Origin of the sequence: Cryobacterium serini (assembly GCF_004404025.1) — a bacterium.
GTDB classification, from domain to species: Bacteria; Actinomycetota; Actinomycetes; order Actinomycetales; family Microbacteriaceae; genus Cryobacterium; species Cryobacterium serini.
The window spans coordinates 424,328-450,335 of the sequence record NZ_SOHN01000009.1 but is presented as its reverse complement, the minus strand read 5'-3'; the positions used below and the strand labels follow the sequence as shown (position 1 = coordinate 450,335).

At 62.2% G+C, this 26,008-nt stretch carries 26 protein-coding genes; 13 read left to right on the top strand and 13 right to left on the bottom strand.

Annotation, left to right across the window (positions count from 1 at the left end):
- Nucleotides 1-47: 47 nt before the first annotated feature.
- Nucleotides 48-1,229, bottom strand: coding sequence for a glycogen synthase (glgA, locus tag E3T51_RS07640; protein ID WP_134529244.1), 1,182 nt, complete (start codon nt 1,227-1,229; stop codon nt 48-50).
- A 79-nt stretch (nt 1,230-1,308) separates the two neighbouring features.
- Here glgA and E3T51_RS07635 point away from each other — a divergent pair, with 79 nt between their 5' ends.
- Both E3T51_RS07635 and serB read left to right on the top strand, forming a co-directional pair.
- On the top strand, nt 1,309-2,553 hold the full coding sequence (locus E3T51_RS07635; RefSeq protein ID WP_134529242.1) for a glucose-1-phosphate adenylyltransferase: 1,245 nt from the start codon (nt 1,309-1,311) through the stop codon (nt 2,551-2,553).
- Nucleotides 2,550-3,203: a phosphoserine phosphatase SerB gene (gene serB / locus E3T51_RS07630; RefSeq protein ID WP_134529240.1), complete on the top strand. Its 654-nt coding sequence runs from the start codon at nt 2,550-2,552 to the stop codon at nt 3,201-3,203. Before E3T51_RS07635 ends, serB begins: the two co-directional genes overlap by 4 nt.
- A gap of 26 nt (nt 3,204-3,229) precedes the next feature.
- Here serB and fabG read toward each other — a convergent pair whose 3' ends face one another.
- The gene (gene fabG / locus E3T51_RS07625; RefSeq protein WP_134529238.1) at nt 3,230-3,940 is read right to left on the bottom strand and encodes a 3-oxoacyl-ACP reductase FabG; all 711 of its coding nucleotides are present in this window, start codon (nt 3,938-3,940) and stop codon (nt 3,230-3,232) included.
- Nucleotides 3,941-4,118: 178 nt separating this feature from the next.
- On the opposite strand from fabG, the gene E3T51_RS07620 reads away from it, so the two are divergent.
- Genes E3T51_RS07620 through E3T51_RS07610 form a run of 3 tightly spaced genes read left to right on the top strand, consistent with a single transcriptional unit; the run spans nt 4,119 to nt 5,508 of the window.
- Nucleotides 4,119-4,397, top strand: coding sequence for a DUF3099 domain-containing protein (locus E3T51_RS07620; protein WP_104192728.1), 279 nt, complete (start codon nt 4,119-4,121; stop codon nt 4,395-4,397).
- Nucleotides 4,394-4,669, top strand: a complete 276-nt coding sequence (locus E3T51_RS07615) for a hypothetical protein (protein WP_369852558.1) — start codon at nt 4,394-4,396, stop codon at nt 4,667-4,669. Before E3T51_RS07620 ends, E3T51_RS07615 begins: the two co-directional genes overlap by 4 nt.
- Nucleotides 4,666-5,508, top strand: a complete 843-nt coding sequence (locus E3T51_RS07610; protein WP_134529236.1) for an SURF1 family cytochrome oxidase biogenesis protein — start codon at nt 4,666-4,668, stop codon at nt 5,506-5,508. Before E3T51_RS07615 ends, E3T51_RS07610 begins: the two co-directional genes overlap by 4 nt.
- A gap of 1 nt (nt 5,509) precedes the next feature.
- Here the strand turns inward: E3T51_RS07610 and E3T51_RS07605 are convergent, their stop codons facing one another.
- The 8 genes from E3T51_RS07605 to sufB all read right to left on the bottom strand — a co-directional run bounded on the left by E3T51_RS07605 (nt 5,510) and on the right by sufB (nt 13,471).
- Nucleotides 5,510-6,799: a glycosyltransferase gene (locus tag E3T51_RS07605; protein ID WP_241989213.1), complete on the bottom strand. Its 1,290-nt coding sequence runs from the start codon at nt 6,797-6,799 to the stop codon at nt 5,510-5,512.
- A gap of 52 nt (nt 6,800-6,851) precedes the next feature.
- Nucleotides 6,852-8,450 (bottom strand): ABC-F family ATP-binding cassette domain-containing protein, encoded by a 1,599-nt coding sequence (locus E3T51_RS07600; protein WP_104192730.1) that lies wholly within the window; start codon nt 8,448-8,450, stop codon nt 6,852-6,854.
- Nucleotides 8,451-8,570: 120 nt separating this feature from the next.
- Complete coding sequence (locus tag E3T51_RS07595) at nt 8,571-9,200, bottom strand: TetR/AcrR family transcriptional regulator (protein WP_104192862.1); 630 nt, start codon at nt 9,198-9,200, stop codon at nt 8,571-8,573.
- A gap of 119 nt (nt 9,201-9,319) precedes the next feature.
- Nucleotides 9,320-9,649, bottom strand: coding sequence for a metal-sulfur cluster assembly factor (locus E3T51_RS07590; protein WP_104129099.1), 330 nt, complete (start codon nt 9,647-9,649; stop codon nt 9,320-9,322).
- A 4-nt stretch (nt 9,650-9,653) separates the two neighbouring features.
- On the bottom strand, nt 9,654-10,418 hold the full coding sequence (gene sufC, locus E3T51_RS07585) for a Fe-S cluster assembly ATPase SufC (RefSeq protein WP_104129098.1): 765 nt from the start codon (nt 10,416-10,418) through the stop codon (nt 9,654-9,656).
- Between the two features lie 60 nt (nt 10,419-10,478).
- Nucleotides 10,479-10,805, bottom strand: a complete 327-nt coding sequence (locus E3T51_RS07580) for a non-heme iron oxygenase ferredoxin subunit (RefSeq protein WP_134529234.1) — start codon at nt 10,803-10,805, stop codon at nt 10,479-10,481.
- 2 nt (nt 10,806-10,807) lie between these two features.
- Nucleotides 10,808-12,052, bottom strand: coding sequence for a Fe-S cluster assembly protein SufD (gene sufD, locus E3T51_RS07575; RefSeq protein ID WP_134529232.1), 1,245 nt, complete (start codon nt 12,050-12,052; stop codon nt 10,808-10,810).
- Entirely contained in the window at nt 12,053-13,471 is a 1,419-nt protein-coding gene (gene sufB / locus E3T51_RS07570) for a Fe-S cluster assembly protein SufB (RefSeq protein ID WP_104129095.1), read from the bottom strand. It lies immediately after the preceding gene.
- 310 nt (nt 13,472-13,781) lie between these two features.
- On the opposite strand from sufB, the gene E3T51_RS07565 reads away from it, so the two are divergent.
- Together E3T51_RS07565 and E3T51_RS07560 are read left to right on the top strand one after the other, a co-directional pair.
- Entirely contained in the window at nt 13,782-14,759 is a 978-nt protein-coding gene (locus E3T51_RS07565; RefSeq protein ID WP_198417844.1) for a COX15/CtaA family protein, read from the top strand.
- 127 nt (nt 14,760-14,886) lie between these two features.
- On the top strand, nt 14,887-15,474 hold the full coding sequence (locus tag E3T51_RS07560; protein ID WP_134529228.1) for a hypothetical protein: 588 nt from the start codon (nt 14,887-14,889) through the stop codon (nt 15,472-15,474).
- A gap of 25 nt (nt 15,475-15,499) precedes the next feature.
- On the opposite strand, the gene E3T51_RS07555 is transcribed toward E3T51_RS07560, so the two are convergent.
- Complete coding sequence (locus E3T51_RS07555; RefSeq protein WP_104192734.1) at nt 15,500-16,417, bottom strand: heme o synthase; 918 nt, start codon at nt 16,415-16,417, stop codon at nt 15,500-15,502.
- A gap of 326 nt (nt 16,418-16,743) precedes the next feature.
- On the opposite strand from E3T51_RS07555, the gene tkt reads away from it, so the two are divergent.
- The 6 genes from tkt (at nt 16,744) to pgl (ending at nt 25,091) form a co-directional block, all read left to right on the top strand.
- Nucleotides 16,744-18,837 carry a transketolase gene (gene tkt / locus E3T51_RS07550; protein WP_134529226.1) on the top strand — a complete coding sequence of 698 codons (2,094 nt, stop codon included), beginning with the start codon at nt 16,744-16,746 and terminating at the stop codon, nt 18,835-18,837.
- A gap of 100 nt (nt 18,838-18,937) precedes the next feature.
- Nucleotides 18,938-20,068 (top strand): transaldolase, encoded by a 1,131-nt coding sequence (gene tal / locus E3T51_RS07545; RefSeq protein WP_134529224.1) that lies wholly within the window; start codon nt 18,938-18,940, stop codon nt 20,066-20,068.
- Nucleotides 20,065-21,666 carry a glucose-6-phosphate isomerase gene (locus E3T51_RS07540; RefSeq protein WP_134529222.1) on the top strand — a complete coding sequence of 534 codons (1,602 nt, stop codon included), beginning with the start codon at nt 20,065-20,067 and terminating at the stop codon, nt 21,664-21,666. The genes tal and E3T51_RS07540 overlap by 4 nt, the downstream gene beginning before the upstream one ends.
- 142 nt (nt 21,667-21,808) lie before the next feature.
- On the top strand, nt 21,809-23,350 hold the full coding sequence (gene zwf / locus E3T51_RS07535; RefSeq protein WP_134529220.1) for a glucose-6-phosphate dehydrogenase: 1,542 nt from the start codon (nt 21,809-21,811) through the stop codon (nt 23,348-23,350).
- The gene (locus E3T51_RS07530) at nt 23,347-24,303 is read left to right on the top strand and encodes a glucose-6-phosphate dehydrogenase assembly protein OpcA (protein WP_134529218.1); all 957 of its coding nucleotides are present in this window, start codon (nt 23,347-23,349) and stop codon (nt 24,301-24,303) included. The genes zwf and E3T51_RS07530 overlap by 4 nt, the downstream gene beginning before the upstream one ends.
- Before the next feature lie 2 nt (nt 24,304-24,305).
- Nucleotides 24,306-25,091 (top strand): 6-phosphogluconolactonase, encoded by a 786-nt coding sequence (pgl, locus tag E3T51_RS07525; RefSeq protein WP_134529216.1) that lies wholly within the window; start codon nt 24,306-24,308, stop codon nt 25,089-25,091.
- Between the two features lie 98 nt (nt 25,092-25,189).
- Here the strand turns inward: pgl and E3T51_RS07520 are convergent, their stop codons facing one another.
- Together E3T51_RS07520 and secG are read right to left on the bottom strand one after the other, a co-directional pair.
- Nucleotides 25,190-25,558 carry an RNA polymerase-binding protein RbpA gene (locus E3T51_RS07520; protein WP_104129085.1) on the bottom strand — a complete coding sequence of 123 codons (369 nt, stop codon included), beginning with the start codon at nt 25,556-25,558 and terminating at the stop codon, nt 25,190-25,192.
- Nucleotides 25,559-25,687: 129 nt separating this feature from the next.
- Nucleotides 25,688-25,939, bottom strand: coding sequence for a preprotein translocase subunit SecG (gene secG / locus E3T51_RS07515; RefSeq protein WP_092340102.1), 252 nt, complete (start codon nt 25,937-25,939; stop codon nt 25,688-25,690).
- Between the last annotated feature and the right edge of the window lie 69 nt (nt 25,940-26,008).

Below are 26,008 nucleotides of genomic sequence, written 5' to 3'. Positions count from 1 at the left end.
CGCCGGGCCCACCCCCGGAGCGAGACCGCCACCCCTAACGGGGTGAGTCAAAGTAGAGACGCGTAGATCTCCCGAGTGCGGGTGGCGATTTGGCTCCAGCCGAACTCGCGCTCGGCGCGCAGGCGGCCAGCACGTCCCATTTCAGCCGCTCGGACCGGATCGCTCACCACCTCTGTCAGGATGCGGGCCAGGTCAGCGACGAATTGATCGGGATTCAGTGGCGTGCCCGTGCCGTCGGTGAGCTGCTCAATCGGCACCAGCCGCCCGGTATGACCGTCGGCGACGACCTCGGGGATACCACCGGTAGCGGTACCGACAACTGCCAGTCCACAGGCCATTGCCTCGAGGTTGACGATTCCCAGTGGTTCGTAAATGGACGGGCAAACGAAGACTGTGCCGTGCGTCAGCACCGCGGCGAGCTCTGGTTGGGCGAGGAGTCGGTTGATCCAGACGACCCCCGACCGTTCCCGCTGCAACGCCTCGACGCCAGCGGTCACTTCGGCCAGGATTCCTGGAGTGTCCGGCGCTCCGGCACACAGTATGAACTGCACCTCTGGAGGCAGCAACGCGGCGGCACGTAACAGGTACGGCAGACCCTTTTGCCTGGTGATGCGACCGACGAACACGACTGATGGTCGTTCAGGGTCGATGCCAAGCTCCCGGACGAAGTCTGCGTCGAGTCTGGGCTTCCAGCGGTCAAGGTCAATACCGTTGTACACCGTGTGCACCCGACTCTCATCAAGTACCGGGTAGCTGCGCAGAATATCGCGCCGCATGCCGTCGCTGACGGCGATCACGGCATCCGCTGCCTCGAAGGCCGTTTTCTCGATCCAGCTCGAGACGCGGTAGCCCCCGCCAAGCTGCTCGGCCTTCCACGGCCGCAGGGGTTCGAGACTGTGGGCCGTGACGACGTGCGGGATTCCGTGCAGCATCTTCGCGAGGTGCCCGGCCGCATTGGCATACCAGGTGTGCGAGTGCACCAGGTCGGCATCAGCGGCGTCCTGGGCCATCTGCAGGTCAACACCGAGGGTACTCAGGGTGGCGTTGGCGCCGGCCAGCTGCGCCGGAACTTCATAGGCAAAGGTGTCGGTATCGGTGCGGGGCCCACCGAAACACCGCACCGACACGTCAATATCTTCACGAAGAGCACGCACGAGTTCCATCACGTGAACGCCCGCTCCCCCGTAGATTTCCGGGGGGTATTCCTTGGTCATCAGATCCACTCGCATGGAGCAAAGGTAGCGCAGCCGAACCCGACGCACATCCGCCGTGCAACTCGAGCTGCCCGGTTGGCCCTACTCTGTACACATGAAAGCCAAGAAAATCTTTGGAATCGTACTCGCAGGTGGTGAGGGAAAACGGCTGATGCCGCTGACCGAGGACCGCGCCAAGCCAGCGGTACCCTTTGGAGGGCATTACCGCCTGGTGGATTTTGCCCTGTCCAACCTGATCAATTCGGGCCTCACCCAGGTCGTTGTGTTGACCCAGTACAAGTCACACAGTCTCGACCGCCACGTCTCCCAGACTTGGCATGTCTCCGGTGGTTTGTCTAACTCGTACATCGCATCCGTGCCCGCTCAGCAGCGGCTCGGCAAGCGCTGGTTCAGCGGATCGGCCGACGCGATTCTGCAGAGTCTGAATCTCATCCACGACGAGAAACCCGACATCGTTGTCGTTGTCGGTGCCGACCATGTTTACCGCATGGATTTCAGCCAGATGATCGAAGCGCACATCGCGTCTGGCCTGTCGGCCACGGTCGCCGCGATTCGCCAGCCCATCGGCCTAGCCGACCAGTTCGGCGTCATCGAAGTGGATGCCGCCACGCCTGGCCTGATCTCCGATTTTCGTGAGAAGCCCAAGGACGCCGTCGGGCTTGCCGACGCCCCCCACGAGGTGTTCGCTTCGATGGGAAACTATGTCTTCAACACCGATGCCCTGATCGAGGCGGTACTGCGCGATGGTGAGCGTACCGATTCGAGCCATGACATGGGCGGTGACATCATTCCCGATTTTGTCTCCCGCGGCGACGCCGGTGTGTACGACCTCCAGCGCAATGTGGTACCAGGGTCAACCGATCGCGATCGGTACTACTGGCGCGACGTGGGAACGATCGACTCGTTCTTCGAGGCCCACCAGGACCTTATTTCCGCGCTTCCCGTGTTCAACCTGTACAACCACGAGTGGCCGATTTTCAGCATGCAGTTGAACTCGCCGCCAGCAAAATTCGTGCGGGACGGCCGGGGTGCTCTTGGCACCATGATCGACTCGATTGTGTCGCTGGGGTGCGTTATTTCCGGCGCCCACATCGAGCGCAGCGTTCTCGGACCCTGGACTGCGATCGGGTCGGCCTGCGAAGTCGTTGACTCGATCGTGTTTGACCGCGTGCAGATTCGACCCGGTGCGATCGTGCGTCGCGCCATTCTCGACAAGGAAGTCATCGTCGAGGCCGGTGCCACGGTCGGTGTCGATCGTGATCGCGACCTCGCGCGCGGTTTTAGCGTGACTGAATCCGGCATCACCGTCGTCGGCAAGGGCGTGCTCGTTACTCCGTGATCTCCGCTACTGCACCACGATTTCTGGTCGTCCTCGATGCCGACTCGACCCTGATTCAGGATGAGGTGATCGAGTTGTTGGCGGATGCCGCCGGCTCGCGAAATCTCGTAGCCGACGTAACCGAACGTGCAATGCGTGGCGAACTTGATTTCGCCAAAAGCCTGCGCGAACGAGTTTTAACCCTGGCGGGACTGCCCGACGCCGTGTTTGCCGAGGTGGCCCAGCGCATCCGCCCGACTGAGGGGGTGCACGAGCTGATTGCCGGTATTCATGCCGGAGGGGGCATCGTCGCCGTGGTGTCCGGCGGCTTTCACGAGTTGCTCGACCCCCTCGCGGCCGACCTCGGTGTGGACCATTGGCGTGCCAACCGACTTGAAGTCGAAGCCGGCCGTTTGACCGGGCGGGTCTTCGGACCAATTATTGACGCCGAGGCGAAAGCGGTCGCCCTGCGCGAATGGGCGGCACAAAACGGCATCGCCCTGTCGCAGACCATCGCAGTCGGGGACGGCGCCAACGACCTGCGCATGATGGACGCCGCCGGACTCGCCGTCGCGTTCAACGCCAAGCCACGGGTCAAGCGTGAGGCCGACCTCGTGATCGACCGCTGCAATCTCAGTCAGGTACTGCCGTTGCTGGGTTTGCGCGGCTGATACGGCTGCACCGCTTCGCTGTTTGCTCAGTGGCCCATTCCCAAGCCGCCATCGACGGGAATCACGGCACCCGAAATGTACCCGGCATCGTCGCCGGACAGCCAGGTGACGACACGAGCAACTTCTAGCGCAGTGGCAAAGCGACCGGCCGGAATGTTGCGCTTGTAGTCCGCCTGCTGTGCTTCGGGAAGAGCAGCGGTCATATCGGTTTCGATAAAACCTGGAGCGACGACGTTGGCGGTAATGCCGCGAGCACCGAGCTCGCGTGTGATCGAACGGGCCAGGCCGATCAGCCCGCTCTTCGATGCCGAATAATTCACCTGGCCTGCGGAGCCATAGAGTCCGACGACACTGGATATGAGGACGATCCGTCCGTAGCGAGCTTTGAGCATGCCCTTGCTCGCCCTTTTGACCACGCGAAACGCCCCGCTGAGGTTCGTGTCGATCACCGAGGTGAAGTCATCATCGGACATGCGCATGAGCAGTGTGTCACGGGTAATTCCGGCGTTCGCAACGACGACCTCAACCGGACCGTATGTCGCCTCAATCTCGGTGAACGCTGCATCGATCGACGCAGCATCGGTCACGTCGGCGCGCACGGTGAGGCTGCCGGCCGGTCCGTGACCAGACCGTGAAGTCACAGCGACGCGGTGGCCCTGGGCGAGAAATTCTTCCGCGATGGCAAAACCGATACCGCGGTTACCGCCGGTGACGAGCACTGTTCGAGCCGTTGTCATAAAGTTCCTCTTCTGTTGTGAACCGAGCTGTGGGCTGCCGAAGGCGAGTTTTACAAAATACCCGGCAGATTCAAGTTTAAGGCGTGCAGGAATCAGGTCACACAGTCGTAGGCTGGTTGAGGCGGGTTATCCCCCCCGCTGACCAACCCGCTGACCCACTGACGAACCCGATGGACCCATGAAGCAGCAGTCGATCACCTCGCTCCCCGCCTCCCCGGAGGTTGAGCGACGCAACCGGATGATCAAGTACTCCATTGCGATGGGAGTGCGTATCATCTGCATTGTGCTCATGCTGTTCGTGCAGGGCTGGTGGCTGCTGATCTGCGCCATCGGTGCGATTGCGCTTCCCTACTTCGCTGTCGTGGTCGCGAACGTAAAGATAACCCCACGCGGTCCCGAAGTGTTACGGCCCGGCACCGTCGCGACGTACCGCAACACCGATGATGAGGCTAAGTGAACGCTCGCGAGGCCGCTGAGCGCGGTCCGATGATCGGACTGGGCGCTCCGCTGCAAACATCTACCTGCTCGCGCGCCGACTGCCGAAATCCAGGACGTTGGCGCCTCGATTGGCGCAACCCACGCATCCACTCGACCGACCGCCTCAAAACCTGGCTGGCCTGCGACGATCACGTCGACTACCTGCGTGAGTTTCTGGCCGCCCGTGATTTTCCCCTGAGTGTGAGCATGCTTGGGTCTACCGGACCAGAGCACGTTGGAGATACGCAATGACGGGCTGGCAGTTCGCTTTCAGCCGACGCTGGGCCGGGTATCTGGCACTCACCATTCTCTTCGCGGCGGTGTGTTCCGGACTCGGCGTTTGGCAACTCGCCCGGCGTGATCAAGCACTTACCGAGCTGTTCAAGATCGAATCCAATTTTGACGCGAACCCCGTTCCCATCGCCGAAGCGCTTCCCGATCTGACAGCTTTCGACGAATCCCAGAAGTGGATGCCGGTGGAACTTACCGGTACCTATCTCGTCGACGACGAGATGCTCGCGCGGAACCGCCCCCTCAACGTTAATCCGGGCTTTGAAGTTCTGACCCCGCTAATGCTTTCCAATGGCACGATTTTCATCGTCAATCGCGGCTGGTTGCCGACCGGCCAGGAGCAGGATGCTCCCGACACGGTCCCGGCACCGCCAAGCGGAACCGTAACCGTCGTAGCCCGGCTCAAAGCCACCGAACCCGACCTGCCCGGCCGCACGGCGAGCGGCAATCAAGTCGCGACGATTAACCTCACGTCCATTGCCGAGCGGCTCAACCAGCCCACCTACACCGGTGCGTACGGTCTGATGGACTCGGAAAGCCCCTTGCCCAGCGAGGAACGTCCGACCGCTGTCGTCAAACCGATACGCGACGAGGGTCCCCACCTGTCGTATGCCTTCCAGTGGTTTGTGTTCGGCCTGCTCGCCTTCATCGGCCTCGGCTGGGCACTCCGCGAGGAATACCGCAGCGTGAACGCCGAAGATCCAGAAGAACGCGCACGCGCCGACGAGCGTGCCCGCAAGCGGGCCGCAAAACCGCGTAACGATGCGGAAATTGAAGACGCTTTGCTCGACGCCAACTGACCTAATCGAAAGAAACGTCAGGGGACGTCGCTCGGTGCTGCGTGCGGCCGGGCGAACGCGTACTGAGTTTTCTCCCGGGGGCGTCACACGCGAGCAGCCCCCGGTAGACCTCGAGCAGCGACGCAGCCGACCGGGCCCATTTCAGACCAAGTGCGCGCTCCCGCGCCGCCACTGAGAGTTGCCGCGCCCGCTGCGGATCGGTCAGTACGTCAGCGATCGCGTCGGCCCACACGAGTGGCTCACGCGATTCCAGCACCAGACCGGTCACCCCGTCAGCAACGGCTTCACGCAGGCCGCCGGATGCTGCGGCAATGACGGGCACACCGCTCGCGGCAGCTTCGAGGGCAACGAGCCCGTAGGTTTCCGAGTGAGACGGCACCAGCACGAGCCGGGCACCCCGAAACAGGGCGCTCATATTGACCCTGGACTGCGGACCGATCAGCTCAAGCTCATCTGTGAGCCCGACCCGCTCGGCGATCGCCCTCAACTCGTCAACGTAGCCGTCGTAGTCGGCCGAAGCAGCACCGGCGATCACGAGCGTCGGACGAATGGCCGCCGGCACGGCTGCGACTGCAGCAATGGCCAGGTCGAGGCCTTTGAGGGGTTGCAGGCGGGCTGCGACGAGGACGTAACCGCGGCCGTCGCCCTGTACCGCCAGATCAACCGGCATGCTCGGCGAGAACATGCTGCTGTCGACACCGGGCGGCACAATGGCCGTGCGGTGTACGGCACCGCCCAGCCGCCCAGTGATCGTTGCCGCCTCGGACGCGCTGATCGCGACGAGTGAATCCGATTCACGTGCCAGCCATGCCTCACCGAGCATCCGTCCCGGTGACTCGGCACGCTCCCCCGCCGAGAGCGGCGTCGATTCGTCGGCAGCGATGCTGTGGAAGCTTTGTACGTGCGGAACGCCCCATTTCCTCGCTACCAGCAAAGCGGCCATGCCGGAAAACCAGTGATGCGAGTGGACAATGTCCCACGGCGGTCTTGCCGCCAGCTGGGCCGAAAACTTCTCGATCCAGTGTTCGTGGTCGCCCTTCGGCAGTGCAGTTGCCGGACCCGCGTCAAGAAACTCCAGGATCACGCCCGGAGCCAGCTCCATCGCTCTTGGCTGATTCGCCGTTGAACGGCGGCTCAGAATACTCACGGAGTGCCCCAGGGCTGCAAGAGCTTCCGCTTGATGGCGTACGACGACGTTCATACCGCCCGCGTCACCGGCACCGGGATCCGCACCCGGTGAGGTGTGCAGGCACACCAGCGCGATGCGCAGTGATTTCGCGAGCGGCAACACGCAGGGTTCCTTTGAGTCGAATCCGGCGAGGTACGCCGGATCAAAGAATCAGTTAGGACAGCTCGATGAGGTCGAGGTAATCCTTGTTCCAGTGGTCTTCTGTGCCTTCGGGCATGATCAACACGCGCTCCGGATTGAGGGCCTGCACTGCGCCCTCATCGTGGCTCACGAGTACAACAGCACCGGCGTAGTGCGCCAGAGCGTCCAAAATTTCCTCGCGGCTGGCCGGGTCAAGGTTGTTAGTGGGCTCATCGAGCAGCAGCACGTTGGCGCCGGAGACGACGATCATGGCCAGGGCAAGACGGGTCTTCTCGCCGCCGGAAAGCACACCGGCCGGCTTGTTGGAGTCGTCGCCGGTGAACAGGAACGAGCCGAGTACCCGCCGGGCTTCCATCTCGGTGATGCTGGGCGAGGAAGAAACCATGTTCTCGAGCACGCTGCGTTTGACGTCGATCGTTTCATGTTCCTGCGCGTAGTAACCGATCCGCAGGCCGTGCCCGGGTTCGATCGAACCGGTATCGGATTCGTCGACACCCGCGAGCATGCGCAGCAGCGTAGTTTTACCGGCACCGTTGAGGCCGAGAATGACAACCTTGGATCCGCGGTCGATGGCGAGGTCGACGGCCGTGAAGATTTCGAGCGAACCATAGCTCTTCGACAGGTCCTTGGCCATGAGCGGCGTTCGACCGCAGGGTGCTGGTTCAGGGAACCGCAGCTTCGCGACACGTTCAACGGCACGCACGGCGTCGAGCCCGGAGAGGAGCTTCTCAGCGCGGGCCACCATCTGGTGGGCGGCTGCGGCCTTGCTGGCCTTGGCCCCGAACTTCGCGGCCTGCAACTGCAGGGTTGAGGCTTTCTTCTCCGCGTTGGAGCGTTCCTTCTTGCGGCGGTCGGCATCCGCTGTGCGCTGGAGTAGGTAGTTCTTCCAGTTCATGTTGTAGATGTCGATCATCATGCGGTTCGCATCGAGGTAGAAGACGCGGTTGACTGTTTCTCCGACGAGCTCGATATCGTGGCTGATGATGATGACACCGCCCTTGTAATTCTTGACGAATTCGCGCAGCCACGCCACCGAGTCGGCGTCGAGGTGGTTGGTGGGTTCGTCGAGGATCATCATCTCGGCGGCCGAGAACAGGATGCGCGCCAGTTCGATGCGACGACGCTGACCACCGGACAGGGTGCTGAGGGCCTGGTCGAGGATATGGTCGGGCAGTTTCAGGTTGCTGGCGATCGACGCGGCCTCGGCCTCAGCGGAATAACCGCCTAAACCGTTGAACTCATCCGTCAGGCGACCATACTTTTTCATAGCGGCAGCGCTGATTTTGGGATCAGGGTCAGCCATGGCGAGGCTGGACTCGTGCATGCCGAGCGCAATGGTACCGAGGCCGCGCGCGTCCAGGATACGGGTGCGGGCGAGCATGGTCGGGTCTCCGGCGCGCGGATCCTGGGGCAGGTAACCGATTTCACCGGAATGGCTGATCGAACCCTTGGTCGGGTTCGTCTCCCCCGCGAGCGTCTTCGTCAGGGTCGTCTTGCCGGCTCCGTTACGACCGACGAGACCTATCTTGTCGCCGCTCGCGACGCGGAAGTTGACGCCCTCCATGAGCACGCGCGCTCCAACGCGGATTTCGAGATCTTGCACGTTGAGCACAGCAATAGTCCATTCGGGGTGTGTGTACGGGTGTGGTGGTGTTCATGTAATCTGCGGTGGGCCAAAGTGGTCCAACTCACTAGTATATTTGCCTTCAGGTTGTGCTCGGCACACGGATGGCTACAGCAAGGCAGCCAGGAGCGACTTTTCCAGCCAGTTCAGGTAGGCCTCGGTCGACCAGCCGAGCGACAAAACGAGTGAGCGATAGGTCTGTGGATGCGCCAGCGCCCACATTGTCGCCGCCGCCTCGTGGTCGCTCAGTCCCCCGCGTAGGCCGCGCTTCTCGCGCAGCGCTGCCGCCACCTCACCGAAACCGTGAAGCCTCGCCGCGTCGCGCTTCTGCTCGAACTCCCCCACATCGGGGTCGACCACGGCCGCTTCGCTGACGATGCGCAAGATTCCCGAGGTGCGCTCGTTCACCAGTGCGCTCGATCGGGCCAAAATGCGAATGACCTCGGTTGCCGTGCGTGCCTCAGCGATGCGTTCCCGGGTCGCGCCAGACAGCAGTGCCGGTGCCCCCGGTTCTGCAGCGACCCTATCGAGTACCGCTGCCAGCAGCTCGGCCTTCGACCCCACCGAGTTGTAGATGGTTTGCACGACGACACCGGCTTCTCCCGCGATCGCCGCCACCGAAGTGCCGACATACCCGCGCTCGAGCATCAGCCTTCCCGCCGCCATCACGATTTCGGCGCGTGTACTCGCCGCTTGGGCCACCCTCCGCCGCACTGCCCCGTTTTCCCCGATATCCATGTGTATTAGCATACCAGTCTACTCAGTAGAATGACCTACTAACCCCTATCGATTGGCGGGCAGGGACCTAAAAAGGCCCCGCCTGCTGGTACGGGCGGGGCCTTCAAATCGAGCGGGAGTTACATCGCGAAGCCGAGGGCTCGCATCATGTCGCGACCATCGTCTGTGATCTTTTCGGGACCCCACGGCGGCATCCAGACCCAGTTGATCCGGAACTGATCGACGACGCCATCCAAGGCCTCGGCCGTCTGCTCCTCGAGCACATCGGTCAGCGGGCAGCCGGCCGAGGTGAGGGTCATGTGGATGATGAGCGCATTGTTCTCATCGTCCCAGCCGAGGTCGTAGATGAGTCCGAGGTCGACCACATTGATGCCGAGCTCGGGGTCCATGACGTCTTTAAGGGCCTCTTCGATTTCATCGAAGCGCGCCGGACTCAGTGTTGAAACCATACGATTAGCCTACGTTCGACGGGACGAGAAAGCGATCATAGCCCTCGTCCTCGAGGCGGTCAGCAAGCTCAGGGCCGCCCTGTTCGGCGATACGGCCATTCACGAAGACATGCACAAAGTCCGGGTGGATGTATCGCAGGATGCGCGTGTAGTGCGTGATGAGGAGCAATCCGAGGCCGGTGTTGGCTTTGGCACGGTTGACGCCCTCCGACACGATCTTGAGTGCGTCAACGTCGAGTCCCGAGTCGGTCTCGTCGAGCACGGCGAACTTGGGCTTGAGGAGTTCGAGCTGGAGAATCTCGTTGCGCTTCTTTTCGCCGCCGGAAAAGCCTTCGTTGACGTTGCGTTCGGCGAAAGCCTTGTCCATGCGCAGGTCAGTCATGGCCTGGCGCACGTCCTTGATCCAGGTACGGATTGGAGGCGCCTCACCCTCAATGGCAGTCTTCGCGGTGCGGAGGAAGTTGGTGACGGTCACACCAGGAATCTCGACCGGGTACTGCATGGCAAGGAACAGGCCGGCGCGAGCACGGGCATCCACTGTCATTTTGAGCACTTCGGCACCGTCAAGCAGGATGGAGCCGCTCTCGACGTGGTACTTCGGGTGACCGGCGATTGTGTAGGCGAGGGTGGACTTGCCTGAGCCGTTCGGGCCCATGATGGCGTGGATTTCGCCTTCATTGATGGTGAGGTCGACGCCGCGCAGAATCTGCTTGGTGCCCTGGTCGGTCTCGACGCTGACGTGCAGGTCTTTGATCTCAAGAACAGACATGAATGTCTTATCCCTTTCTAAATTCTTTGAGTTGATGGGGCGGAACTGCTTGGAGCAGATTTATACCGCGACGGTGACGGACGGATCGACGAAGACGAAACCGTCGATGAGTTCAACGTTGTAAACCGGGACCGGGTCGTAGGCCGGCAGAGACAGCGGCTTGCCCGTGGTGAGGGAGAACATCGAACCGTGGGCCCAGCACTCGAGAGTCTGGCCTTCCACGAATCCCTCCGACAGGGAAATATCACCGTGCGTGCAGGTATCACCGATGGCGAACACGTCGCCGGCGGCGTCACGCACGAGAGCGATGGCGACCCCGTCGATTTCGACCTTAACGGCCTGGTTTACTTCGAGCTCATCGAGAGCGCAGATCTTCGTTGCGGTCATGCTTACTTGTCGTCCGTTCCAATAAGTTCGGCTTCGATTGCAAGTTGCAACCGAGCTTCAAGTTCGGGGGAACCAATCTGCTGCACGACCTCGGTGAGGAATCCGCGCACGACCAGTCGTCGCGCTTCTTCTTCGGTGACGCCGCGAGCCTGAAGGTAGAACAGTTGCTCGTCATCGAAGCGTCCAGTGGCGCTGGCGTGACCAGCCCCCACGATGTCGCCGGTCTCAATCTCCAGGTTGGGGATGGAATCGGCGCGCGTACCCTCCGTGAGAACGAGGTTGCGGTTCTGTTCGTAGCTGTCGGTGCCTGCGGCCTTGTTGCCGATCAGCACATCGCCAATCCAAACCGTGCGGGCATCCTGGCCCTGCAGCGCTCCCTTGTAGTTCACGCGGCTGCGGCTCTTCGGTGCGTCGTGGAAGACGTACACCTGCTGTTCCAGGTGTTGGCCGGCATCCGCGAAGTAGAGTCCGAGGAGAAGCGTGTCGGAGCCGGGTCCGGCCAGACGCACCGACGGGTTGACCCGCACGATACTGCCGCCGAGCGAGACAACGACGTGCTTGAGGCGGGCGTCACGGCCGACGGATGCGAAATGGTTGGCCAGGTGCACCGCGGAGTCGTCCCATTCCTGCAATGAGACAACGGTGAGGTTCGCGGACTCACCGAGAATGATCTCCAAGTTTTCGGTGAGCCGGGCGTCGCCCGTGTTCTGCAGAATGACCGTGGCTTGACTGAACGGCTTGGCTTCGATGATCGTGTGGGCACCGCGGGCGGAGCTGCCGAGGGTCGACCGGGTGACCGTGATTTCCTTGGCTTCTTCGCCACTCACCGTGATGGCGAGGGCGTCGTCGAACGCCGACCAGGCATTGGCTGCTGCGCGTTCTTCCGGCAGACCAGCGGTCCCGATACGGGCATCCGTTCTGGGCACCCACTCAACGGAAATATCCGCTGACGGGGTCGACCCGATTTCATAGCGAGAGCCGTCGAGGACACCGGCCGTGAGGTCGGTGAATTTCGCGACGGGCGAGTGCTTCCACACGGCTTCGCGGCCGGTGACGGCCTCGAAGTCGGCGACGTTGACGCTCTTGAAGCGATCCGAGCGGGTTTGCACCGGCACGTAGCCGAAACGCCCGTCGGAGTGTTCTTTGATTCCGTGCTGGCCGGCCGGCAGAACCGACTCGGCAGCGGGTGTGGATGGTGCGGGCACAGTTTTTGAAGCGCTCTTCGAAAGCGCTGAAGCGGCGGACATTTAGCCGACGGATCCTTCCATGCCCATTTCAATGAGCTTGTTGAGTTCGAGGGCGTACTCCATCGGGAGCTCCCGTGCGATCGGTTCGATGAATCCGCGGACAATCATGGCCATGGCCTCGTCTTCGGGCATACCACGGCTCATCAGGTAGAACAATTGCTCCTCGCTCACGCGGGAGACGGTGGCCTCGTGGCCGAGCTGAACGTCGTCCACCCGGATATCGATGGACGGGTAGGTGTCCGAACGTGACTGGGTATCAACCAGCAGTGCGTCACAGCGCACCGTATTGGCGGAGTGGTGTGCCGAGGCATCCACTCGAACCTCACCCCGATACCCGCTGCGCCCGCCACCGCGAGCGATGGACTTGGAGACGATCGACGACTGCGTGTACGGCGCCATGTGGATCATCTTGGCACCGGCGTCCTGGTGCTGACCGGGGCCGGCAAAGGCCACGGACAGGGTCTCGCCCTTGGCGTGCTCGCCCATCAGGTAGATGGACGGGTACTTCATGGTGACCTTGGAACCGATGTTGCCGTCGATCCACTCCATCGTGGCGCCTTCGCCGGCCGTGGCCCGCTTGGTGACGAGGTTGTAGACGTTGTTCGACCAGTTCTGGATGGTTGTATAGCGAACGCGAGCGTTCTTCTTCACAACGATCTCAACGACGGCGGAGTGCAACGAATCCGACTTGTAAATCGGGGCCGTGCAGCCCTCGATGTAGTGCACGTAGCTGCCCTCGTCGGCGATGATCAGCGTGCGCTCGAACTGGCCCATGTTTTCCGTGTTGATGCGGAAGTAGGCCTGAAGGGGAATCTCCACGTGCACGCCGGGCGGAACGTAGACGAACGATCCGCCTGACCAGACAGCCGTGTTGAGCGCGGCGAACTTGTTGTCGCCGGAGGGAATGATGGTGCCGAAGTACTCCTCGAAGAACTCCGGGTGCTCCTTGAGCGCCGTGTCGGTGTCCATGAAGATGACGCCCTGGGCTGCAAGTTCTTCATTGATCTGGTGATAGACCACTTCGGACTCGTATTGGGCTGCCACACCGGAGACGAGGCGCTGGCGCTCCGCTTCGGGGATGCCGAGCTTCTCGTAGGTGTTCTTGATGTCGTCGGGCAGGTCTTCCCAGGTTTGGGCCTGCTTCTCCGTAGACCGCACGAAGTACTTGATGTTGTCGAAATCGATCTCAGAAAGATCGGCGCCCCACGTGGGCATGGGCTTGCGTTCAAACAACTGCAGGGCTTTCAGCCGTCGCTGGAGCATCCAGTCCGGCTCGGATTTCAGGTTCGAGATGTCTGTGACAACCTCAGGAGAAATGCCACGGCGCGCGGAAGCGCCGGCCTTGTCTGAATCGGCCCACCCGAATTCGTAGGTGCCAATCCCCTCAAGGTCGGGACGGTCGAGCAGGACATCCGACATAATTACCTCTTCTCTACCCAGCACAACCCGGATATTAGTCCGGTGATTCCCGGGCGATCTCAGTGGAGACCACGGGGAACGGGTTGCGTGGACAGCTACGTTGCGTACCTAGAATGTTCATAGAGCCAAATCGAACCCGAGCCGCCAGTGCCCGTTCGGCCACTGTTTGGTTCCGGTCGACCTCGTGCAGTCACTATGACCGTAAGAGAGATCTCCATGGAAATCCCAATTCTACAGGTTGATCGGCAGGATACGCGTGCTTGCCGGTTGATTCACATTCGCACAGGGCACAATCAGAATGCACGCGATCATGAGTAAGACAGTGGGAGCAGAACCGGTGAATTCCATCTACCAAAGGTTACCCAGCGCTATCGGCGCACGTATTCGGGTCGTCGCCTGGCTGTCACTGTTGTCCGAGATAGTGATTGTCGGCACCGGCGGCGCCGTGCGCCTCACTGGCTCCGGGCTCGGCTGCCCGACCTGGCCGAACTGCGTCGTCGGTTCGCTCGTGCCGACGGAGGAGATGGGCCTCCACGGTGTCATTGAGTTTGCCAACCGTTTGATGACCGGGCTGATCGGAATCATTGCGATCGCGGCCGTCGTTTTGCTCTGGCGTCTGCGCAGGGAACGCAAGGACCTGTTTGTCCTTGCCGTGATTCTCGTCGGTGGCGTTCTCGCGCAGGCACTCGTCGGCGGCGTCACCGTGTGGACCGGTCTCAACCCATTTATCGTTGGCTTCCACTTCACGGTGTCGCTCATCATGGTCTGCCTGGCGACCGTGCTCGTGCACCGGGTCTATCTTGCACCGGGACCGCGTACCCTGGTCGTTCCGGTCGGCTTCGCCGGGCTGGCCCACGCCACCAGCTTCGTCGTGGCGTTGACGGTGATAATGGGCGTGTTGACCACCGCCTCCGGACCGCATTCGGGTGATGCCGACGCGGGACGCACGGGCTTCAACGCTGAATTGCTGGAACACCTGCACGCCTGGCCGGGCTATGCGACGCTGGTTTTGACGATCGTGCTGCTCGCAGCGTCCGTTGGTGGCAAGCTCCCCGTGCGGAGATTCGTCGTCGCCCTGCTCGTGATCGAGCTCGTGCAAATTTTGGTGGGCCTGCTCCAGGCCAATCTGGGGCTGCCCCCCGTGCTGGTCGGCTTACACATGGTGCTGGCCTGCGTACTCGCCGCAGCGATGACGGCGCTCGTGCTGAACCTCAAGGCCCCGACCGGAATCACGCCGGACGATACCAAAGTCATCGGCACGAGCGAGCTCAGCAGCCGCCGCGGATAACCTGCGATCTTCGCCGAATGCCGCAATCTTTGATGAGGTTGCCAATCAAAGGCGGGACGGTACACGACGGCTGAAAAATTACCGCGTGGCTCTCCCCCGGCGGTGGTCGCCGGTGTACTCTCCAGACATGCATCTCGCACCGGGAGCCAGGTCGAAACCGCCAGACGACGGCGCGCGCCTCGCCCTGTTCGGTCCGCCGGTGTTCGGTTTCGTGAATCAACCCCGTCTTCAGGAACGCGGTTGGAGCTGGTACGGCAACCACGGCCATACGCTGGAAGCGCAGGCGCATTATTGGCTCGCGGACCCCACCGGGAATTTCTGGTTCGAGGATTCTCCGGCCGGTCCGGTGGGTATCGCCGAACTGCGCGGATTCGTCTTCACAGACGTGCCCGGCTCCACCAATCGCGGCGGCGACCCGATTCGGGATGCCTTGAACCAACATCTGCAGTACATCGTGATGAACTACGCCAAAAACCCCCATGACTTCGGGTCGCAATTGTGGGCTGACCGACACACTCAACAGCAGTCCGAAATTGAACTCGCGCTTGCCCACCGGTCGAGCCTGATCGTCGATGACACTGCCCTGCCAGCCATCACGGTGACGGCCTCCGACTTCACTGCCACGAGCCTGGCCCTGGCCGGACGAGTCGTGACGGTTGTCATCCACTCGGCCGACGTTGCGAAGATAGACAACCGGCTATCCCGTCGGGTTTAGCCTCGACCGCGGCAGCGTACAGCGCTTAGAACGGCAGGAGCGGATCCACTCCAACAGCCACGAACAGCAGTGTCAGGTAGGCGATCGAGCCATGGAAGACGCGCATCGGTGACACGTGCTCGTGCCGGATTGCAAGGCTGTACAGTCGGTGTGTCTCGTAGATGAACCAGCCGCCTGTGACAAGAGCGATACAGGTGTACAGCACGCCCATGTCGGCGATCGGAATGAGCAGAAGCGAGCAGGCGACGGTAGCCCACGCATACAGAATGACCTGTAGGCCCACCTGGGCGCGACCACGCACGACAGCGAGCATTGGAACGCCAGCGGCCAGGTAGTCACTGCGGTACTTCATTGACAGCGGCCAGTAATGCGGCGGTGTCCACAGGAAGATGATCATGAACAGAATAACCGGCGGCCAGGACAGCTCGCCGGTCACGGCCGCCCAGCCGATGAGGACGGGCATACAACCAGCCACACCGCCCCAAACGATGTTCTGCGGCGTACGACGCTTGAGAATGATCGTGTAAAAGACAACGTAGAGCAGAATCGCGCCGAACGACAGCGCCGCCGCCAGCCAGTTGGTCAGCAGACCCAGCCATAAAATGGATGCCGCGCCCAAGGCCCACGCAAAGATCAAGGCTTCTCGGTCGCTGAGCTCGCCGGTGACGAGCGGACGATTTTTCGTTCTCTTCATGAGACGGTCGATGTCACGGTCGAGGTAGCAATTGAAGGCACCCGCGGATCCGGCGCTGAGCGACCCGCCCACGAGCGTCGCCAGAATTAGCCAGAGGCTGGGGATTCCCCGCTCGGCAAGAAGCATTGTGGGCGCGGTGACCACCAGGAGCAACTCGACTACTCGCGGTTTAGTCAGAGAGACATAAGCCTTGAGGGTGCGCTTCAACGTACGCGGAGTTCTCTCGATGGTCTGAAGTGCGACGTCCATAAATCCTCGAATGCTAGGCAGTTCCTCCAATTCTAGGTCACCCGGTGGCCCGTCGCTGCAAATGACAGGTCACGTCCTAACGAACGCCCGGCGCATTCGATGCGTATACTTAATGCGCTCCCCACAGTGAATCAGTAGTTCGGCGAGCCCCCGGGTGGGAGATGGCAGCGTAAAGCAGGCCAACTCGCTGGGGGTGATATTTCGCTTGCAGTCCCGCGTAACAAAATACGCGGGTCCGCCGTGCGAGACGGTTGCCGGCACTTGCACAACTATCAAAGGATGGGTTGAGCTCAACCCGCCTTCGCTTCAATGAAGGGTTACGTGACGTGGCAGCTTTCCAATGGAATTCCGTTGACGATCAGGCGGTTGACGCCGCACGCATTCTGGCGGCCGATGCCGTTGAGAAGGTTGGGAATGGGCATCCGGGTACGGCAATGAGCCTCGCTCCGGCCGCATACCTTCTGTTTCAAAAAGTCATGCGCCGCGATCCGTCCGACAACGAGTGGATCGGTCGCGACCGATTCATTCTCTCGGTCGGCCATAGCTCGCTGACCCAGTACGTACAGCTCTACCTCGGCGGCTACGGCCTCGAGCTCGAAGACCTCAAGGCCCTCCGCACCTGGGGATCCAAGACCCCCGGCCACCCGGAATATGGCCACACCGACGGCGTCGAAATCACCACAGGCCCGCTCGGCCAGGGACTTGCCTCCGCTGTTGGCTTTGCCTACGCGTCCCGCTTCGAGCGTGGCCTGTTCGACCCGGATGCCGCCACCGGCGCCAGCCCGTTCGATCACTTCGTGTACGTCATTGCCGGCGACGGCGACCTGCAGGAGGGCCTGACGAGCGAAGCATCCTCTCTCGCTGGCCACCAGCAGCTCGGCAACCTGATTGCAATTTACGACAGCAATCAGATCTCGATCGAGGACGACACCAATATCGCCTTCACCGAAGACGTTGCCGCGCGCTATGCCGCCTATGACTGGCACGTGCAGACCGTGGACTGGAAGAAGACCGGCTCCTACGTTGAAGACGTCGCCGAATTGAATGCGGCCATCGAGGCTGCCCAGAACGAAACCGGCAAGCCCAGCCTGATCATTTTGAAGACGATCATCGGTTGGCCCAGCCCGAAGAAGCAGAATACGGGCAAGATCCACGGCTCCGCCCTCGGCGCCGAAGAACTCGCCGGCGTCAAGACCGTTCTCGGCTTCGATCCGGAGAAGACCTTCGAGGTCGCCCCCGAAGTCATCGCTCACACCCGGCTGGCCCGGCAACGCGGTGCGACCCAGCATGCGCAGTGGACCGTGCAGTTCGATGCCTGGGCCGCCGCCAATCCCGAGCGCAAGGTGCTGCTCGACCGCGTGCTTTCCGGCGACCTGCCCGACGGCGTCGACGAGGCCCTCCCCGTCTTCCCCGGCGGCACCGCAGTCTCGACCCGTGCAGCCTCCGGCAAGGTGCTCACCGCCCTCGGCGGCGTCATCCCTGAACTTTGGGGGGGCTCGGCCGACCTCGCCGAATCAAACAACACCACTATCGGCGGCGCAGCCTCGTTCATTCCGAGCGAGCACTCCACCGGCGAATGGACCGGCAACTCGTATGGCCGGGTGCTGCACTTCGGCATTCGCGAACACGCCATGGCCGCTATTCTCAACGGAATCGTGCTGCACGGCAACACGCGTCCGTTCGGCGGGACGTTCCTCATCTTCAGCGACTACATGCGCCCCGCTGTGCGTCTCGCGGCGCTCATGAAAGCGCCGTCAATCTTCGTCTGGACCCACGACTCCGTCGCACTGGGCGAAGACGGCCCCACCCACCAGCCGATCGAACAGCTCGCCACCCTGCGTGCCATCCCCGGGCTTGACGTGGTGCGTCCCGGCGATGCCAACGAAACCGCGTGGGCCTGGAAGACCATTTTGGAACGCCGGGGCGGTCCGGCCGGCATCGCCCTCACCCGCCAGAACATTCCGGTGTACGAGCGCGGCGAAGGCGCAGCATCCGCTGAAATCTTCGCCTCGGCGAAGAATGTCGCCCGCGGCGCCTACGTGCTGGCCGAAGCGGCCGGCGGAACTCCGGACGTCATCCTGATCGGAACCGGGTCCGAGGTGCAGCTCGCCATTGACGCCCGCGCCCAGCTGGCCCTCGAAGGCATCAACGCCCGCGTGGTCAGCGCCCCCTGCCTGGAATGGTTCGAGGAGCAGAGCAGCGAATATCGCGAGTCGGTGCTGCCCGCAGCCATCACCGCCAGGGTATCGGTCGAGGCCGGGCTCGCGCTGACCTGGCGCGGTTACGTCGGCGACGCGGGTCGCAGCATCTCGATCGAACATTTCGGGGCATCCGCTGACTACCAGACGCTGTTCCGCGAATTCGGAATCACCACCGAAGCCGTGGTTGCCGCTGCCAAGGAATCAATTAGCGCAGCCTGATGTTGCCCCCTACTACGGGGTCAGCACCGCACATCGTCAACCTCTCCACACACTGCACGACCCAGCTGCCTGACGGCAGCACGACCAGGAGATTTCAACTATGACAAATCCGACACCCCTCGCCCAGCTGTCCACAGCCGGCGTCAGTATCTGGCTCGACGACCTCTCCCGCGAACGCATCAACTCCGGCGGGCTCCAAGACCTGATCAAGAACAGCAACGTCGTCGGCGTCACGACAAACCCGACGATCTTCGCCGGCGCCCTGGCCAAGGGCGAGGCGTATTCCGACCAGGTCGCGACGCTGGCCGCCGCCGGCACGAACGTCATCGACTCCGTTTTCGCCATCACCACGGACGACGTTGCCGCTGCCTGCGATATCTTTCGCCCGGTCTACGACTCGACCAACGGCCAGGATGGACGCGTCTCGATCGAGGTTGAGCCGAGCCTCGCCCGCGACGCAGCCGGCACGGTCGCCGAAGCCCAGAAGCTATGGGCCAAGGTCAACCGCCCCAACGCGATGATCAAGATTCCGGCGACGCTCGAAGGCCTGGAAGCCATTACGGCGACGATCGCCCTCGGCATCAGCGTCAATGTCACCCTGATCTTCAGCCTCGAGCGCCACCGTCAGGTGATCAACGCCTACCTGGCCGGTCTCGAGCATGCCAAAGCTGCCGGCATCGATCTTTCTACTATTCACTCCGTTGCCTCGTTCTTCGTCTCGCGCGTCGACTCCGAGATCAACGCTCGCCTTGAAGCTATCGGCACCCCCGAAGCCCTCGCGCTGAAGAGCAAAGCCGGCGTCGCCAATGCCCAGCTTGCCTACCAGGTTTACGAGCAGGCGTTCAGTAGTGAGCGCGCCCTCGGCCTGATCAAGGCCGGAGCCACCAAGCAACGTCCGCTCTGGGCGTCGACCGGTGTCAAGGATGCCAGCCTTCCCGACACCCTGTACGTCACCGAGCTAGTCGCCCCCGAAGTCGTCAACACGATGCCGGAAAAGACCATGCAGGCCACGGCCGACCACGGAGTCATTCCGGCTGACTCGGTTACCGGCTCGTACGCCGCCGCAAACGCGGTGCTCGACGCGCTGGCCGCGCAGGGTGTCTCATACGACGACGTCACCCGCCAGCTCGAGGAGGAAGGCCTGTCGAAGTTCGAGGTGTCGTGGAACGAACTGCTCGATACCGTACAGACGGCCCTCACGGCCGCCTCGACTCCCTCGGTCGCCCAGTGAGCTTTCGAATCTCGGTGAGTGGTGCCGCAGCTGATGCTGTGCGCGCCACCGTACCGACCCTGATCACAGACCTGGTCGCGTCGGGCATCACTGCCCAGGACCCCGCACTGTGGGGCCCTGCCGTCGAAGCTGAGGCCGCGCTGCGTCTGGGCTGGACGGAGTCTGCCGCAGTGTCCCGCCCACTCGTGGCTGAGATTGTCGAGCTGCGGGCTGCCCTCCACGCCCGTGGTGTCACCCAGATCGCCCTCGCCGGAATGGGCGGATCATCGCTCGCTCCCGAGGTCATCACCCGCACCGCTGGAGTGGACCTCACTGTGCTCGACGCGACCGACCCGGGTCAAGTGTTGTCCGCATTGAACGACAATCTGGCCGGAACCGCGCTCGTCGTCTCGTCCAAGAGCGGCTCAACGGTTGAAACCGACAGCCAGCGCCGCGTGTTTGAACGTGCGTACCGGGATATCGGAATCGACCCGGCCGAACGCATTATCGTCGTGACCGACCCGGGGTCACCGCTCGAGGCATCCGCTCGGGAAGCTGGCTACCGCGTGTTCAACGCCGACCCCACTGTCGGCGGACGCTACTCGGCGCTGACCGCGTTTGGTCTCGTTCCGTCGGGACTGGCCGGTGTTGACATTGGTGCGCTCCTCGACGAGGCCGAATCCATCTCGCTGGCATTGGCCGTTGACTCGCCCGAGAATCCGGGCCTCGTGCTCGGAGCGGCCATCGCCGCTGCCAGCCCTCGTCGGGACAAGCTCGCCATCGTCTCAGACGGCACCCACATTGTGGGCTTTGCCGATTGGGTCGAACAACTGATCGCTGAATCTACCGGCAAGCTCGGCACCGGCATTTTGCCCGTCGTTCTCGCTCTCGATGCTCCCGAGCTGACCGAGGCTCTGCCGGACCTGCAACTCGTTCGGGTTGTGGCCGACGCCGGCACCGACCTTTTCGTTGAAACCGGCGACGAGATTCGCGTCAGCGGAACCCTCGGAGCTCAGTTTCTAGTCTGGGAATACGCGACTGTCGTAGCGGGCCGTTTGCTCGGTATCAACCCGTTCGACCAGCCGGACGTGGAGTCCGCCAAGATCGCTACGCGAGGGTTGCTCGACGTTCGCCCCGCGCCGATACCGGCCGCCTTCATCGCGGACGGTATCGAAGTGCGTGGTACGCCGCACGTTATCGGTGCGGCGAGCGACCTCGCCTCGGCAATCGACGCGCTTCTCGAAGAACTCGGCCCCGACGGCTATGTTGCTGTCCAGGCCTACGTAGACCGACTGGCCCTGCCGGAACTGGCCGAAATTCGCAACAAACTGGCCACACTCTCGAAGCGTCCGGTCACGTTCGGCTGGGGACCGCGCTTTCTGCACTCCACCGGGCAGTTCCACAAGGGCGGACCGGCAACGGCCGTTTACCTGCAAATCCTGGCCACGCCGGCGGAGGATCTCGAAATTCCGGAGCGTCCCTTCACCTTCGGTGAACTCATTCAGGCGCAGGCCAGCGGTGATGCGAGCGTGCTCGCCGACCACGGGCGCCCGGTGTTGACGTTGACCCTGACGCAGCCCAAGCAAAATATCTCCACATTATTCCGGGCTTTGGCCTAGTAAAACCAACAAACCGAACGCCTGATTGGTTCTTCGCGAGCAACGCCCGACGAGGAACCAATCAGGCCAACGCACTATTCTCTTTGCAGCATCCCCTGTTTGCATTCTCAACTTTCCTGCACTAAACCGTAAAAGGAGCTGCATGTCCCCGGTGGAAATTACCCCGGAGTTTAATCCGCTCAGGTCACCATCCGACTATCGTCTGAACCGTATCGCCGGGCCATCCAGCCTCGTTATCTTCGGCGTCACCGGTGACCTCGCGCGCAAGAAACTCATGCCCGCGGTCTATGACCTCGCCAATCGCGGCTTGCTGCCACCTGGATTCGCCCTCGTCGGGTTTGCCCGCCGAGACTGGGACAACGAAGACTTCATGGAAGTCGTGCATGATGCCGTTAAGGAACATGCCCGCACAGAGTTCCACGAGGATGTTTGGGCGCAGCTGGCCGAAGGCATCCGTTTCGTCTCTGGAACTTTTGACGACGACGAGGCATTTGCGCGTCTCAGCCAAACCATCGACGAGTTGGACCGTGAGCGCGGCACGATGGGCAACCACGCGTTCTATCTGGCCATTCCGCCGAAAGCTTTCCCGCAAGTGACAGAGCAGCTGCGCCGATCCGGCCTGGCCGAGCAGAAGAATGGGCAATGGCGTCGCGTCGTCATCGAAAAGCCGTTCGGCAGTGACCTGACGACGGCACGGCAGCTCAATGATGTCGTCGAGTCGGTCTTTCCTCCGGACTCGGTTTTTCGGATCGACCACTACCTCGGCAAAGAGACCGTGCAGAATATTCTCGCGCTGCGTTTCGCCAACGAGATGTTCGAGCCGCTGTGGAACGCCAATCACGTCGAACACGTTCAAATCACCATGGCTGAAGACATCGGCGTGGGAGGTCGGGCCGGCTATTATGACGGCATCGGCGCCGCCCGCGACGTCATCCAGAACCATCTGCTGCAGCTTCTCGCGCTCACGGCCATGGAAGAACCAATCTCCTTCGACGCCGCCGACCTGCGCGCCGAAAAGGAAAAGGTACTCGCCTCGGTTCGACTCCCCGCCGACCTCGGCCTCGGCACCGCCCGCGGGCAGTATGCCGGTGGCTGGCAGGGCGGAGAAAAGGTCGTCGGCTTCCTGGACGAAGACGGCATGGACCCGGATTCCGTCACCGAAACCTACGCTGCCATGCGGTTGACAATCGACACCCGACGCTGGGCCGGCGTTCCGTTCTACCTGCGGGCCGGTAAGCGCCTGGGTCGTCGCGTAACGGAAATTGCCGTGGTCTTCAAACGAGCGCCGCAGTACCTGTTCGCACCAGGCCAGACCGCCGAACTGGGCCACAACGCCCTGGTCATTCGGGTGCAGCCCGATGAGGGCGTCACCATCCGTTTTGGCTCGAAAGTTCCGGGTGTCGTCATGCAGGTTCGCGACGTGACTATGGACTTCGGTTACGGGCACGCGTTCACCGAGGCGAGCCCGGAAGCGTACGAGCGGCTCATCCTCGACGTACTGCTTGGTGACCCGCCGTTGTTCCCCCGCCATGAAGAGGTCGAATTATCCTGGAAAATTCTCGACCCGATCGAAGAGTACTGGGCTACGCAAGGACAGCCAGAGCCCTACCGCCCCGGAACCTGGGGACCCACATCCGCTGACGAACTGCTGGCCCGCGACGGCCGAACCTGGAGGCGACCATGATCGTCGATCTGCCCAACACCACGACCGCGAAAATCTCGAAGGCGCTCGTGCGAATTCGTGAAGAGGGTGGCGCCGTCGCCCTCGGGCGAGTGCTGACTCTGATTATCGCGTCAAATCTCGGACAAGAGGAAGAGGCCATTGAAGCGGCCAACGATGCGTCGAGGGAACACCCGATGCGCGTCATCGTCGTTTCGACGCAGGAACACGATACGACCAGTGGCAAGGCACGGGTCGATGCCGAAATTCGGGTCGGAGGCGACGCCGGTGCGAGCGAGGTCATCGTTCTGCGCGTGTATGGCGAGGCAGCGGCCGACCCGGAAAGTCTGGTTACCGGTCTGCTGTTGTCGGACGCCCCGGTTGTCGCCTGGTGGCCAGGCACGGCTCCCGCCGTTCCCAGTGACTCCCCCCTCGGCCGGATCGCCTATCGGCGCATTACGGACGCCTCGGCCCAGCCGGACCCCCAGGCAGCACTGCGCCAGCTCTGCGGCAGCTACCGGCCAGGCGACACTGACTTTGCCTGGACTCGGCTGACGCTCTGGCGCGCCCAACTAGCCGCGGTTCTGGATCAGCCGCCCTACGAGCCCATCATCGGTATTCAGGTCATTGGCGCCGCGGCGTCCCCTTCGACCACGCTGCTCGCCGCCTGGCTCCAGATGCAGCTGCAGGTGCCCGTGGAGTGCAAGCTGACCACCGGCCCCTTGGCTAATGGTTTGCACGGCGTCCACCTGGTGCGAGCATCGGGAGCGATTTCACTCGAACGAGAGGTTCCTGATATCGCCACACTGAGCCAGCCCGGGCAGCCGCTGCAGGACCTGACGCTCAAGCGCCGCAGCCTGCGTGACTGTCTGGCCGACGAACTGCGCCGCCTCGATCCCGATGAGCTGTATGGTGAGGTCATCACCCGCGGGTTACCGCAGCTCAAAAAAGTGGTGAGCCAGGAGACCGGAGCTTAACCGTGACACATGACCGACGCGTGCTGCTGCACCAAAACAAGCACGCCCTGGCCGGGTCGGTCGCTGCACGGTTTCTCACCAATATGGTTGACGTTCTGCACGAGCAGAACGAGGCGAATGTCGTGCTCACCGGCGGTTCCGTCGGCATCGCTGTTCTGGCTGCCATCAACGAATCGGCTGCACGCGACACGATCGACTGGTCCCGGGTAAATTTCTGGTGGGGCGACGATCGCTGGCTGCCTCGCGACGATCCGGAACGTAATGAGTTGCAAGCGCGCGAAGCCCTCTTGAACCATATTTCGGTGCCGCCGGAGAATATTCACGCCTTCGGGGCGTCAGATGATGCGGTCGAAGCCGGTACGGATGCGCTCGACGCTGCGGCCGCACGCTACGCGGCGGAGTTACTGGCTCGTGCTCCTGCCGGAGCCCAGTACCCCCGAATCGACGTAACTTTTCTTGGAGTCGGACCGGACGGGCACATTGCGTCGTTGTTCCCACACCGACCGGGTATCCGCGAGAGTGAAGCCAGCGTCGTCGCCGTGCGGGACTCCCCCAAGCCGCCGGCCGCCCGGCTGTCGTTAACCCGACCCGTAATCAACTCTTCGGATCGCGTCTGGCTGGTGCTGGCCGGATCGGACAAGGCATCGGCGCTCGGGCTGGCCCTCGCCGGAGCGAGTCGCGACGAGGTACCCGCTGCAGGAATCAAAGGCCGGTACCGAACCGTGTTCTTCGTTGACAACGACGCAGCAGCTCAGGTGCCCGAAAGTCTCATCGCTCCGGGCTACTAGTTTCCCGCCAGCCGATTTCGCCGCTCCCCCTACCAGCGGCCGGGCATAAAAAACACCGGTTCTCGAACAATTGAGAACCGGTGTTTCGCGCTCCCGCGTCAGTTGGTCGGCGACAACTTGCCGCGACGAACGCGCAACTGGTTGAGCGCCTCCTCGAGCAACGAGTCGGCCTCTTCTTCGGTACGTCGTTCCTTGACGTAAGCGAGGTGCGTCTTGTACGGCTCGAGCTTGACGACAGAAGGAGGATTCTCCTTGTCGCGCCCGGCAGGCAACCCCGATGACGGGCAGTCGATGGTGACGGGAATTTCTTCGTCTGGCAAGCTCGCCGCAAAATACCGTACGGTTTCATTCCCGAGCGCATCCCAGTACGAGATCTTGATGCGATCCGCGTGAAAACCGCGGTCCTGCTCACCCATAGGGCCTGCGCCTACACGCGAGCCACGAATTGCGCTTCCGCCTGATGCCATCTTGTTCCTCCGTTGACTCGTGCAGTTGTGCGCTGCAGGTTCGAGCTGTTATTGGTGTTACTGCTGTTGTGATCTGCGGTCAAAATCTGTGCCCGTAGAGCTCAGGCTAACCCCGCACGGGGCGAAAAGTTAAGCCCCGGTGTCGAACTTGGTGATCAATCCGAGAACGACGATGCACGAGATCCAGAGCAGACCCAGAATGACAGTGATGCGATTGAGGTTACGTTCGGCAACACCCGATGCCCCCAGGTTGGAAGTTACGCCGCCGCCGAACATGTCCGACAACCCACCGCCCCGTCCCTTATGCAACAGAATGAGCATGGTGAGCAGGAGGCTCGTGATTCCAACGAGCACCTGCATGACGACCTGGAGAATCTCCACACGAAACCTTTCAAAACACGGTGGGCGCAACTCGGGCGCCAAGACCCTCGTAATTATACTCTGCAGGCA